The organism is Oceanobacillus sp. FSL W7-1293 (assembly GCF_037969815.1).
Taxonomy (GTDB): domain Bacteria; phylum Bacillota; class Bacilli; order Bacillales; family Amphibacillaceae; genus Oceanobacillus; species Oceanobacillus oncorhynchi.
Map to the genome: position 1 here is coordinate 1589290 of NZ_CP150212.1, position 13007 is coordinate 1602296.

The window sequence follows — 13007 nt, forward strand, 5'->3', positions numbered from 1 at the left end:
GATGATATTAGAAGCAAAGGATTTAAATTATTATTATCAGGACGGCGAACAGCGCCGTTATATTTTAAAAGATACATCTATCTCTTTTGAGAAGGGGAAGTTTTATACGATTTTAGGGCAGTCCGGCTCAGGAAAGACAACCTTGTTATCCTTGCTCAGTGCGTTGGATTCACCGCATAGCGGAGAAGTGTTATTTAACGAGGAAAATATTAAGAAAATTGGATATGAAAAATACCGCCGCAATAATGTGGGGATTATTTTTCAAAGCTATAATTTAATCCCGACTTTTACAGCTATTGAAAACGTACTGGTCCCGATGTCAATCACGGAAAATGAAATTCCGGATGATACCAAAACCGTAGCGTATAATTTGCTGGATTATATCGGGATTGTCAAAAATAAAGCAGACCGTCTGGTTAATCAGCTGTCCGGGGGAGAGCAGCAGCGTGTTGCCATTGCCCGTGCGCTGGCAACGAACGTGGAATTGATTCTTGCCGATGAACCTACTGGAAATCTTGATGAAGAGATGGAGCAGGAAATCATTGATATCTTTAAAAAATTGGCACATGAGCATGGAAAATGTGTCATTGTGGTAACTCACTCCAATGAAATTGCCGAACAGTCTGATCAGGCTTTCCAATTAAGGAAGGGTGTTCTGTCTTCCTATGAGTGATTTTTTATCCAAGTTTAATAAAGATAAATATGATGATCTGGTAAATGAAAAAGAAGACAAGGAAATAAAGAGCAGTGACAATAAGAAAGAACAGAAACAGGAAGAAAAAGTACCGCAGCAGAAGCACGAGGAACAGGCTTCTGCTGTGGAAAAAGAAGAACCCGTACATAAGCATGCGTCTCCCCCTGCTTCTTCCTCACTTTCCTCCAGAAGCAGCCGCTATCAGGAGGCAGAAGAAGAAGTGGAAATTGACTTAGATTACCGGAGGAAGAAAAAACGCCGGATGTGGCTGCTTATTTCAGGAGCTGTTGTAGCTTGTATTTTGATTTTCTTCATTTATTATCTGCTTGTTCATGTGAAGATAGAAAATTTTGTGGGTCAGCCTGTGGCAGATGTGCGGGCATGGGCTGAGGAGAACGATGTGGAAATCGAATTAGAACAGGAACACAGCATGGAGCATGACGCGAACCATGTTATTTCCCAAAGTGTTTCAGAAGGGGACAAGATTAAAAAAGGAAAAACGCTGCAATTAATCAGCAGTTTAGGTGCTGATCCAGAAGAAGTTATTCCGCTGGTTGATTTTTCAGAGATGTCCCAAGAAGAAGCACAAATCTGGATTGAAGAAAATAAAGCAGAAAACCTGCAGCTGGTCACAGAATATAGTGATGATATCGAAGCAGGGGGCTTTCTTCAGTTTTCCATCAAGGATAGCAGTATTGATGAATCGGAATACAAACGGAAGGATAGTGCTGCTGTCTATTATTCAAGAGGAGAAGAAGTTTTCGAAAAGAATATTACCATCCCTGACTTTACAGGAGTCGCCAAAGAAGAAGTGGAAAAATGGGCAGAGACTAATGAGATTGAGATGAGCTATGAAGAGTCTGATTCGGACAGCGTCGAAGAAGGGACTATTATCAGTCAAAGTGAACCAGCGGATGAGAAAATCGCGAAAAGAGACGAGATGGAAGTGGTTGTATCTGCCGGTAAAGCAGTGGTCGTTCCGAATTTTGGAGGAGTAACTGCGGAAGAAGCAGCGATGAATTATCCAGATTTAAATGTCACCGTAAAGCATGCTTTTCATGCAGATGTTGCTTATGGAACGCTGATTTCACAATCTGTTGAAGCAGATACAAAGCTGACAAATAAAGATGATAAGGATGTGACTGTGACGTATTCGCAAGGCAGACCATATTTACATGATTTCCGCGGACAAACAGAGGGTGATTTGCCAAGACTGTTTTATGAGGAGTATCAATCAAAGGGCGCAGATATTAACTATATTGTGAAGTATGTTGATTCATCCGAAGTAAAGGGAACCGTCGTGGATATGGGTGTATTTAATGAATTTATACCCATGACGTATACGGTGGAGGTCCGAATTAGCAATAATGATTCTGCACCGCCAAATCCGCCGGCATTCGATGGAGGGCCGGAAGATGTTTATCCGGAGCCCGGCCCAAGTGAAGCTGACGGACTGGAAGATCCTGAACCAGAGCTTGGTGCAGGTGAGTCGCCGGATGCATTGGAAGAAGCGGAAAACCTTGAAGCAGGAGAGGAATAGACACAAAGAAGTACGATATTGAAGCAGGAGTATCTCCCAATTGTCATGGGATTACTCCTTTTTTTTATAAAATATTGTTGCAGCATTGCAAAATTCTGGTTCTTAATTTAACTGCAGCAGCGCTTCTTCTGAAACATCCTCTTCTCTTACCTCTGTCCAGCCTTTACCATAGCTGCCCGATGCATCAATGCGCAGAAAAGCACCTGGCCGGAGCTCTCTATCGATTACTTTTGTGATTTGCTGCTCCTCGCCATTCGCATTATACCCTGAAAAGACATACTTATAATTCCCGGTCCACAGCTTTTCGTAATTATCATCAGCTGTTTCTGCATAATAGGTCTCTACCGGGTGCTGTAATAACCAGTCTGTTAATGGAATGATGCCGGCAGTTGTCTTTTGGATGGCAACAGCGGCGAGGGTGAAGAGGATGAGTATTCCAAACAATACTTTTACTGCTTTTTTCATATCATGACACTCCTTTTTACGTTCTTTATTCTAATCTTTATTGTAAAGAAGGAGGCAGGCTGAAAAAATCGCTTTCTCTTACAGTTAGCTTACAGAATTGTAAGGTGAAAATGCTTTCTCCATTTTTGTGGTTCCATCCAATCTGTGCCATAATTAGTTAAAAACGGGGAAGGGGATACGGATGCAAACCATTATGATTGTAGAAGATGATCCGAAGATTGCAAAGCATCTGCAGGATTATATTGAAAAATATGGCTATCGGGTGTCTTTTATTACGGATTTTGAACGGGTTATGGAAGTGTTTCAAGAGGAAAATCCTGACTTAGTGCTTCTGGATATTAATTTACCAAGCTATGATGGTTTTTATTGGTGCAGGCAAATTCGCCAGCTGTCTACCTGCCCGGTGATTTTTATTTCTGCCCGCATAGGAGAGATGGACCAGGTGATGGCTCTGGAAAACGGAGGCGATGATTTTATCACAAAACCGTTCAGTGCGGAAATCGTGATGGCAAAAATACGCAGTCAGCTGCGACGGGCATATGGAGCGTATGCACAGGACGCAAAGGAGCGATTCCTGGAGGTGGAAGGGTTAAAGCTTTCCCCGGAGCGGCTGGAATTAACCTTCGCCGGAGAGGATACGTTTTTATCTAAAAAAGAAGCGGATATTATGGAAACCTTAATGAATCGTTATCCGCGTGTTGCCGGCAGAGAAGATTTGCTGGAGAAGCTGTGGGACGACCAGACCTATGTGGATGAAAACACATTGAACGTCAATATAACAAGAGTGCGGAAAAAGCTGCAGTCTGTCGGGATTGCAGATGGGGTGGAGACGGTTAGAGGAGTCGGCTACCGCTTAAAAAGCCTGTTGAAAGAAGAATAATGTAAATGGGGAGGATTCTATGCAATTTAAAACCGTTGTGGAAGCAGATTTGATTCCATGCAGTAAATTATTTTTAACCGTTTTTAATGGGGAACCATGGAATGATAAATGGACGTTAGAAAAAGCCAAACAGTATCTGGCAGATTTTTACCGGACTCCTGGATTTTTTGGTGTGTCAGCGATAGAAAATGAAGAGATTATTGGATTTATTTTTGGGACACGCCGGGCTTGGTGGAATGGAGATGAGTTTTTTATCAATGAAATGTGTGTAGATACGGACAGACAAAATAAAGGAATAGGGAAGGCGCTCCTTCATCATTTGAGAGAAGTAATGGAAACGGAAGCAGTTACTGCTATTTCTCTTTTGACGGACCGGGGAATACCGGCAGAAGCATTTTATAAACGAAATGGCTTTAAAGAAATAGAAAGACTTGTTTTTCTAAGCCGTGATGTTTGAAGCAGATGTTTAACATGCGTGTTCAAAAAGTCATTTTCATTGGGCGTTTTGAACATCCTCTGAAAGGAGGTTGGAAATGAAGTTATTTTTAAAGGAACATGCTTTATTGATTGTCCTTAATATCGTGCAGTTTACGGCTATTCTGCTTATTTACTGGCTGGATGGCTACCGGAATTTACTGCCGGCATTGTACGCGATTTTTATTGGATTCTTTTTTCTAGTCTGTTATCTTTTTTATCAGTATTTCAGCCGCCGGACATTTTATCACCGTTTAAGCCATCCGATGGAATCCTTAGATGAATCCTTGCAGAAAAGCAGCCCGCATCCTGTTTCCGAAGCAATGAACGATTTGTTGCGAAGTCAGTATAAACAGTATCAGCAGCAGATCAATACCATTGAAAAGGAAAGGGAGGAGCATCTTAAGCTGATGGATCAGTGGGTGCATCAAATGAAAACACCTATCTCAGTCATTGAGCTTACCGCACAGAATCTGGATGAGCCGGACTCCTCCAGTATTCGGGAGGAAACGGAGCGGATGAAATCGGGATTAAATACAATTCTTTATATGGCAAGGCTGCGGACAATTGAGCAGGATTTTCATATCAAACCGATACATTTGGAATCATTGGTCCATGAGGTAAACGGTGAAAACAAACGATTCTACATACGCAATAAAGTTTATCCGAAAGTGGAAGAACGAACGGAAGGGCTGACAGTACAGTCAGATGAAAAGTGGCTTTTCTTTATCCTGACCCAGCTTGTTTTAAATGCTGTAAAGTACTCCGCAGACAAAAGCAATTCCATTCTTATCTCTATTTATGAAAGGGAGAAAGAAGCTGTGTTGGAAGTGAAGGATTTTGGTGTCGGCATTCCAGAAGCCGATAAAAAACGTATTTTTGATGCTTTTTATACTGGTGAGAACGGCAGGAAATTTAGAGAATCTACCGGAATGGGATTGTATTTAATCAAAGAATCCGTGGAGTATCTTCATCATCGGATTGAATTTGAGTCAAGGGTGGGAGAGGGCACCACGTTCCGGATTCTTTTTTCGGAAACGCAAAAGCGATGAATTTAAAGTGAAATAGTATCTAAAGAAATGACATCTGCCGCAATGGTGCTACTGTGGCAGATGTCATGCTATAATTTACGATCGTAATCCGTCTGATACACGTTCCCCGAGTTCAGAGGAAGCAAGCGAAAAATACTCTATTGCCTTTGCCTGCAAGTCTCGCCGTACTCCTGTCAGTCCGGCTGCAAGATTCGAGACAAGCTGGGATTTTCCTGTTTGCGATAAAGATTGATAGTATTCCCCTGCCTGGGTAAAATCATCCTGCTTTACAATATCCGAGCGTATGAGCTCGCCTTCCACATACCTGCCTTCTCCGCTCGTCTGTAAATCGCTTGGCTTCCAATGCTTCTGATCATTTACCGGCACATCTCGGAACCGCGGGCCGATACGATAGCGCTGCGAATCCCAATATACATTCGCCCGTCCTTGTACGATTTTATCATCGGACAATTCCGCTCCGTCCAGCAAGTTTGATGGAGAGAATGCAAGCTTTTCCACCTGCTCCATATAATCGTCTGGATTGCGATTAAGCACCATCTTTCCGACAGGGTGAAAAGGAAACATCTTTGGATCCCATACTTTTGTATCATCAAGCGGATTGAACGGAAGCTGCCCCGCATCTTTAGGATCCATCATTTGTACATACAGTCCGTATTCTACTACGCCCCCGTCTGCAATCGTGTTGTAGAGATCTTCTCCGGAATAATCCGGATTGGCCGCTGCAATTTTATCTGCCTCGCTGCTTGTAATGAATTGTACACCGTCGAATGGAATCCACTGGTATTTTATATAATGACGTTTTCTTTCTGCATTCCGCCACACGTACGTACTGACGCTGTTAGCAGGGATTCGCCGAAAGCTTTTGGCTGTACCCTGGTCAGAAAAGAGACGGACGATAAAATGGGTGGACTCCGGGTGCCTGGCGACAAATTCCCAAAGCGAATTCGGATCCATCAGGTTGTTCTTAGGTGATGGGGAAAGAGCTTTGATACTTTCTGGAAAACGCATCGGATCACGTAATAAAAAGACGGGGATATCATTACAAATAAGGTCAAAAATCCCGTCATCTGTATAGAACTTCGTTGAAAATCCACGTATGTTTCGCGATGTATCCGGGGTTCCTTTATTGCTCGCTCCGAGTGAAAAACGGACCGCAACAGGAACGGATTGACCAGCCTGCTGAAGAAAAGGAAGCTTTGTGTATTTGCTCATGCTGTTCAGTGTCTCGAAATACCCGAAGGCACCATATCCTTTCACATGTAAAGGACGTTCGATGATTTTCTCGTGAATGAACGTTTCCAGTGTTTCATGCAAAATGTTATCCTGTTCCAATATCGGACCATCTTTACCAACCGTTTGGGAGTGCATCGGGCCGGAAGTGTTGGATGGGTCATGTTGGCGAGCAGCGTGCTTGTTTTCTGCTGCTTCTGCTTTTGGAACAGGATGACGTTTTCCTTGTTGCGGGTTTTGATTGTTATCGCTCATTAGTTCCTCCTTGTGAAAATATAATCTACCTTAATAATGTTATGAATATTGCTTGTTTCAATATGCCTTATTAGTAAAAAATAATCAGGAGATTGGGAAATTAAAAGGTACAAAATAGATTTTGGTAAGCGGAAAGACGAATCAAGATGATGGACGCTGGAAAATCCCTTTAAAACAATAGATACTTATCTTACAATGCTGTAAGGTAATTGAAAGGAATTTCGATAGTTTCTTCCTTAAGAGCAGCGATATACTATGGTTAAATGAAATGATAAGGAAGGAAGGATTTATATGTTGAAAGTAAGGCAAGTCAGCAAAGTTTATGAAGGCAAAGTCTCCTATCGTGCCTTGTCAGATATTGATTTGACCGTAGAGGATAATGAGTTTGTCGGAATTATGGGGCCGTCTGGAAGCGGTAAGACAACGTTATTAAATATGATTGCTACGATTGACGAGCCGACAACAGGTGAAATCTTAATTAACGGGAAAGACCCGCATCGTCTCAAAAAAGAAAAGCTTGCTCAATTCCGCAGACGGGAGTTAGGATTTGTCTTTCAGGATTTTAACCTGCTCCATACACTGACCGTGGAAGAGAATATGGTGCTGCCGTTAACTCTTGATGGCAAAAAGGTAAGTGAAATGAAGAAAAAGGCAGAGGAAATTGCTGCGAAGCTGGGGATAACGGAAATCATGAATAAACGAACCTATGAAATTTCCGGTGGGCAGGCGCAGAGAGCAGCTGTTGCCCGGGCAATGATTCATACCCCGAAGCTGCTCTTGGCAGATGAACCGACAGGAAATCTGGATTCCAAGTCCTCCAAAGATGTGATGGAAATGTTAGAGTCCATTAATGAAAAGGAAAAGACAACGATGCTTTTGGTAACACACGATCCGCAGGCTGCAAGTTATTGTAATCGTGTCGTATTTATCCGCGACGGGAAGTTTTATTCGGAAATTCACCGGGGCGATAACCGGCAGGCGTTTTTCCAAAAGATTATCGACACACTCTCATTAATGGGAGGGGATTCCAATGACTTTTCGTCAGTTCGCGTTTAATAATGTCATCCGGAATAAACGGTTATATGCAGCTTATTTTCTAACCAGCCTTTTTACTGTGATGGTTTTCTTTACCTTTTCTATTTTTGCTTCTCATCCGCAGCTGACGGGAGATAATATGGATTCGTATGTCAGCTTTGGGATGAATGTGGCTGCCGGGATTATTTATGTGTTTTCTTTTTTCTTTGTGCTTTACTCGATGAGTTCTTTCCTGCAATCACGGAAAAGAGAATTCGGCTTATTGATGATTCAGGGAATGAGTATGAAACAAATCCGCTCGATGGTTTTCTTAGAAAATATGTTCATCGGCTTGCTGGCTACCATCGGCGGTATTGGATTAGGGCTCGTTTTTTCCAAAGGTATTTTATTGATTGCTGAAAATGTGCTCATTATTGATAATGAACTGCCATTTTATTTTCCAACACAGCCTATTTTGATAACCTTTGGCTGCTTTATGGTGCTATTTTTCTTAATTTCATTATTTGTGTCGTATATTTTACGGAGCCGAAAATTGATTGACTTAATCAAAGGGGATAAAAAGTCAAAAGGGGAGCCGAAAGCAAACTTGTTTTTAACCATTCTGGCAGTGCTTTTGCTTGGAACGGGATATGCGGTTGCTTTGACAGTGGAAGGTTTACAAGTGTTTTTTGCACTGATTCCGGTTGTTATTGTCGTGATTATTGGCACGTATCTTCTGTTTACCCAATTAAGTGTATTTATCATCCGTCGGTTAAAAAAGAAAGAGAATGTATTCTGGTATAAAACAAATATGATTCTTTTATCCGATCTATCTTTTAGAATGAAGGATAATGCAAGATCATTTTTCTTAGTAGCGATTATTTCAACCGTTGCATTTAGCGCCATTGGCTCGCTGTATGGGTTTCAATCGTATATCACTGCAGGAATCAAGCAGATGAACCAAACTACGATTTCTTATCAGGACTATGATACAGGAAATGAGGAAGCGAATGTTTCGTATATTGATGAAACGCTGCGGGAAGCAAATGTTGACGTGGATAAAGAGCAGGTAACGCTCCTTTATTATGAGCTGCCTGATGAATCGCAGGTTATGGTTACAAAGGAGTCCGATTATAACCGGATTGCGGAATTAAGTGATAATGAAACGGTTCAGATAGAAGACGGTGCTCCGGCTTTGATGGGACCTGAAGTTATTTTTCTTAATATCGGCGGGGATAATTCGAATAAAGAGGAAGCGGATATATTAAAGGATGCGGAGCTTGAGCTGGGAAACACTGTTTTAGAGCCAGTACAGCTGGTAGAATCTAGTATACTGCCTGCTACCCAAAAATATTATGTTGTTTCTGATCATGATTTCGAGAGCCTGCCTAAGCCTGCTATGGAAGAAAACTACTATGCTTGGCAGGAAGCAGAGGACAAGGAGATTCCTTTAGGGATAGCGGAAAAATTAGATGATGAATTATCTACAGAAGGAATCCGGATTGGTGAGTATGAAGAATATCTTATCAATAAAATGTATGGACCAATCCTGTTCGTCGGCCTATTTATCGGAATCGTCTTTTTCGTATCAGCTGGAAGCTTTCTCTATTTCCGACTTTATTCCGATTTAGATGAAGATAAAAAGAAGTTCCAGGCAATCACGAAAATGGGATTAACGGAGAAAGAATTGAAGAAAGTATTGAACAGACAAACCGCACTTCTTTTCTTTGCGCCGATTGCTGTTGCGCTGGTTCATGGAGCTGTCGCATTAACGGCGCTTTCCAATATGTTTTTCTACAGTCTGGTAAAGGAATCGGCAATGGTACTCGGAATGTTTTTAGCTATTCAAATTGTGTATTTCTTTATTGTTCGTTTTTATTACATTCGACAGGTGAAGCAGGCATTGCGTTAATAACATGTTTCATAACAAAAGGCTGCATACAACGGGAAGCTTAGTCGTTTCTGCTGTATGCAGCCTTTTTTTATACATTTTCATGTTGAGACGGAGATAATACGGACTCACTCCAGAAATCATTTATTATTTCTGCAAGCTCTTGAGGATTATCTACATTTGCTTCATGTCCGGCTTTCCTGATTATTTTTAAGCTTGCACCAGCTATCAGGCTGCTTAGCTGTTCCGCTGCTTTTTTATTAGGCTTATCTTTTTCCCCGCACAGAATAAGCGTTGGACATGATATATCTGCTAATTGCCTGTTGAAATCTATTTGCTTCATGGAATTAGTTAATTGAATCACATCCTTTTTCGGCAGCCCCATTTTTTGAAAGACCGGGCTGGGAAGCATCCGAAAAATGACATTTTGAAGTGAGAGGAGAAACCCGGGCATTTTATATTGTGGACTTATTAAAAGAAGAGATTGGACTTTCTCCGGGCGATCGAGCGCATAATTTAAAGAAAGAATGGCACCTAAGGAAAGACCGCACAGATGAATCGGACCGTCAAGACGTTCACAATAATCGTAAAAACGCTGATAGAGATGATGATAATTAACTTTGCCTTCTTCAAGAGATAGAAATAGATCAGGAGAAGCTATTTGGTGAGAATCTGTTTCTGTGTAATCAATAACCCTTTGCCAGCTGGCAGCATTTTGACCAAGACCATGGACGAATATACAGTTCATGTTTTTATCACCCTTCTAATGATTTTTATTATTATATAAATTGAAGTAAGAAATTACACTTTATTTTCTTATAAAAATGACGAAATAATGATTGAAAAAAGTAACTAGCGGAAGAAAAACACGGAGACTCCTGTGGGAAAGCGCGGAGGGAAGACCCCGCAGAAAAAAGCGAACTTCTTTTTTTCGAGGAGGCTGAGCTCAAGCCCACGGAAAGCGTAGTGTTTTTCTGTAGCGGTAGCTATTAATTTCAATTTATATAGTATACAGCATATTGAATCAGGTCCGGGTTACATTGTAAAATAAGTTATGTTTACTATAAAAAAAGAGATGGATTTAGAAGGGGGATTTATATGCATATTGCTGTGTATTGCGGGGCAAGTCTTGGTACAGATCCAGCCTATAAGGAAGCGGCTAAGCGGGTTGGAAAGTGGATTGCTGAAAAGAAGCACACGTTGGTTTACGGTGGCGGAAAAGCTGGATTAATGGGTGCCGTTGCGGATGAGGTATTGGCAAACAAAGGAGAAGCGATTGGAGTTATTCCTGACTTCTTAGTGGAAAGAGAGCTAAGTCATCCCAAGTTAACGACATTAGAAATTGTTGATTCAATGACTGTACGAAAGAATAAAATGATATCATTGGGTGATTGCTACATAGCCCTTCCAGGCGGACCGGGAACGCTGGAAGAAATAGCTGAAGTGATATCCTGGTCAAGAGTGGGGCAGAATAATAACCCGTGCATTCTCTTTAACCAGAATGGGTATTATGACAGTTTAGCAAGGGTTTACGATGAGATGGTAGAAAACGGCTTTTTATCCATCCAGGATAGAGAACGTATTTTATTTTCCGATTCCCTGGAAGAGATTGAAGCGTTTATTTCCAGTTATGTGCCGCCTGAAATACGACAATATACGTAAAGTGTATCGTGCGATTAATTAGACGTGTTAGAAAAAACATAGAAAAGCTGTCATTACAGCATTTCTATGTTTTTAATGTATAAAATAGCGGCTTTATGTTACGTGGGAAAGTCTATCGACGAATGTTAAGATGAAAAAGAATGTTTTTGTTCGTGTTTTATTGACAAATAGGAGGTGCATTAGTAATATAATGATGTGAACTTAATAGAAATGCGTATAATTTCGGGGATATGGCCCAGAGTTTCTACCAGACTGCCGTAAATGGTCTGACTACGCAGCGGAAATAATTTTATTTTAGATTATTATCTGCTGTTCCTATGGAAACTCTTAATTTGATTAAGAGTTTTTTTATAAGCACTGTTTACAAAAAAATAATCGTGCTGAATACATAGCGTTTGTGGAACTTTTCTATCTAAGGGAATATACAAAAATTCCGATAAAAAATGGAGGAAAAAAGTTCATGAGTAAATTTTTTGAGTTTGAAAAACTGGGTACGAATTTTCGAACAGAGTTTATCGCGGGTTTAACGACCTTTTTAGCAATGGCTTATATTTTATTTGTTAATCCGAGTATTTTAGGAGAAGCGGGAATGGACCATGAAGCGGTATTTGCTGCGACAGCAATTGCGGCTGCTTTTGGTTCGATCATCATGGGAGTTCTCGCTAAATATCCAGTTGCACTTGCGCCTGGGATGGGACTGAACGCATTTTTTACGTATACCGTCGTAATTGGTTTTGGTGTCCCTTGGGAAACAGCACTTGCAGGTGTGTTAGCTTCAGGAATTATATTTATTGGTTTAACCTTAACCGGAATTCGTGAAATTATTATTAATGCTATCCCGCCAAGCTTGAAACAGGCGGTAGGAGCTGGGATTGGCTTGTTTATTGCATTTATCGGTTTAAAGAATGCAGAAATTGTTCAGGCTGATCCGTCAACCATTATTGCACTTGGTGATTTATCCTCGCCGACGGTATTATTAGCTATTTTTGGGATTGCTGTTTCAGTTATTTTAATTACGGTTGGTGTTAAAGCAGGTATTTTTTACGGGATGATTATCAGCTCGATTGTTGGAATGATTTTTGGCTTGATTCCAGTGCCATCTGGCCTCAGCGGAATCGTCAGCAGTGCGCCAAGCCTAGCGCCGACATTTGGACAGGCATTCATTCATTTTGATCAGATTTTTACCATGCAAATGCTGATTGTTATTTTAACGTTTTTGTTTGTTAATTTCTTTGATACGGCAGGGACGCTTGTTGCCGTTGCAACAAAAGCAGGATTGATGAAGGACAATAAGCTGCCAAGAGCAGGAAAAGCACTTTTTGCAGATGCATCTGCAAGTGTGGTCGGGGCTGCTGTCGGTACATCTACAACTACTTCTTTTGTAGAGTCTACATCCGGCGTAAGCGTAGGCGGACGTTCCGGTTTTACAGCAGTTGTCACAGGCTTGTTCTTCCTGTTAGCTTTATTTTTCTCTCCTTTATTAAGTGTAGTAACGAATGAAGTGACTGCTCCGGCGTTGATTATTGTCGGTGTGTTAATGGCAAGCAGCTTGAAGGACATTCCTTGGGATAAATTCGAGATTGCTGTACCAGCCTTCTTTACTGTACTGATGATGCCGGTAACTGCCAGCATCGCATCGGGGATTGCGATTGGATTTATATTCTATCCGATTACGATGCTTGTTAAAGGACGGGCGAAAGAAATTCATCCGATTATGTATGTCTTGTTTGTTATTTTTGCATTGTATTTTATCTTTTTGACGTAAAAATAAAACTGAAATATATAGGGAGGGTGCGTTATGATAGCACTCTCCCTTTGTTGTATACTGGAAATTAATCCATTGAGAAAAT

General features: G+C 41.1%; 12 protein-coding genes and 1 riboswitch. Of the genes, 9 read left to right on the plus strand and 3 right to left on the minus strand.

What is annotated here, in order from left to right; all coding sequences use genetic code 11:
* The first annotated feature begins 1 nt into the window (after window position 1).
* Window positions 2–673 (plus strand): ABC transporter ATP-binding protein, encoded by a 672-nt coding sequence (locus MKY65_RS07945; protein ID WP_193063887.1) that lies wholly within the window; start codon window positions 2–4, stop codon window positions 671–673.
* Window positions 666–2234, plus strand: coding sequence for a PASTA domain-containing protein (locus tag MKY65_RS07950; protein WP_339183811.1), 1569 nt, complete (start codon window positions 666–668; stop codon window positions 2232–2234). The genes MKY65_RS07945 and MKY65_RS07950 overlap by 8 nt, the downstream gene beginning before the upstream one ends.
* Window positions 2235–2336: 102 nt before the next feature.
* Here MKY65_RS07950 and MKY65_RS07955 read toward each other — a convergent pair whose 3' ends face one another.
* Entirely contained in the window at window positions 2337–2699 is a 363-nt protein-coding gene (locus tag MKY65_RS07955; protein ID WP_339183813.1) for a YxeA family protein, read from the minus strand.
* 181 nt (window positions 2700–2880) lie between these two features.
* On the opposite strand from MKY65_RS07955, the gene MKY65_RS07960 reads away from it, so the two are divergent.
* The 3 genes from MKY65_RS07960 (at window position 2881) to MKY65_RS07970 (ending at window position 5105) form a co-directional block, all read left to right on the plus strand.
* Window positions 2881–3579, plus strand: coding sequence for a response regulator transcription factor (locus MKY65_RS07960; RefSeq protein ID WP_339183815.1), 699 nt, complete (start codon window positions 2881–2883; stop codon window positions 3577–3579).
* A 19-nt stretch (window positions 3580–3598) separates the two neighbouring features.
* The gene (locus MKY65_RS07965; protein ID WP_339183817.1) at window positions 3599–4036 is read left to right on the plus strand and encodes a GNAT family N-acetyltransferase; all 438 of its coding nucleotides are present in this window, start codon (window positions 3599–3601) and stop codon (window positions 4034–4036) included.
* A gap of 76 nt (window positions 4037–4112) precedes the next feature.
* Complete coding sequence (locus tag MKY65_RS07970; RefSeq protein ID WP_339183819.1) at window positions 4113–5105, plus strand: sensor histidine kinase; 993 nt, start codon at window positions 4113–4115, stop codon at window positions 5103–5105.
* Window positions 5106–5180: 75 nt separating this feature from the next.
* On the opposite strand, the gene MKY65_RS07975 is transcribed toward MKY65_RS07970, so the two are convergent.
* Entirely contained in the window at window positions 5181–6590 is a 1410-nt protein-coding gene (locus MKY65_RS07975) for a catalase (protein ID WP_339183821.1), read from the minus strand.
* Window positions 6591–6881: 291 nt separating this feature from the next.
* Here MKY65_RS07975 and MKY65_RS07980 point away from each other — a divergent pair, with 291 nt between their 5' ends.
* Complete coding sequence (locus MKY65_RS07980; protein ID WP_339183823.1) at window positions 6882–7646, plus strand: ABC transporter ATP-binding protein; 765 nt, start codon at window positions 6882–6884, stop codon at window positions 7644–7646.
* Window positions 7621–9516, plus strand: coding sequence for an ABC transporter permease (locus tag MKY65_RS07985; RefSeq protein WP_339183825.1), 1896 nt, complete (start codon window positions 7621–7623; stop codon window positions 9514–9516). Before MKY65_RS07980 ends, MKY65_RS07985 begins: the two co-directional genes overlap by 26 nt.
* 70 nt (window positions 9517–9586) lie before the next feature.
* Here MKY65_RS07985 and MKY65_RS07990 read toward each other — a convergent pair whose 3' ends face one another.
* Entirely contained in the window at window positions 9587–10243 is a 657-nt protein-coding gene (locus tag MKY65_RS07990; protein WP_212928272.1) for an alpha/beta hydrolase, read from the minus strand.
* A gap of 350 nt (window positions 10244–10593) precedes the next feature.
* Here MKY65_RS07990 and MKY65_RS07995 point away from each other — a divergent pair, with 350 nt between their 5' ends.
* Together MKY65_RS07995 and MKY65_RS08000 are read left to right on the plus strand one after the other, a co-directional pair.
* Window positions 10594–11157 (plus strand): TIGR00730 family Rossman fold protein, encoded by a 564-nt coding sequence (locus tag MKY65_RS07995; protein ID WP_339183826.1) that lies wholly within the window; start codon window positions 10594–10596, stop codon window positions 11155–11157.
* Between the two features lie 192 nt (window positions 11158–11349).
* Window positions 11350–11450, plus strand: a riboswitch (purine riboswitch).
* 167 nt (window positions 11451–11617) lie between these two features.
* Entirely contained in the window at window positions 11618–12922 is a 1305-nt protein-coding gene (locus MKY65_RS08000) for an NCS2 family permease (RefSeq protein ID WP_339183828.1), read from the plus strand.
* Window positions 12923–13007 lie beyond the last annotated feature (85 nt).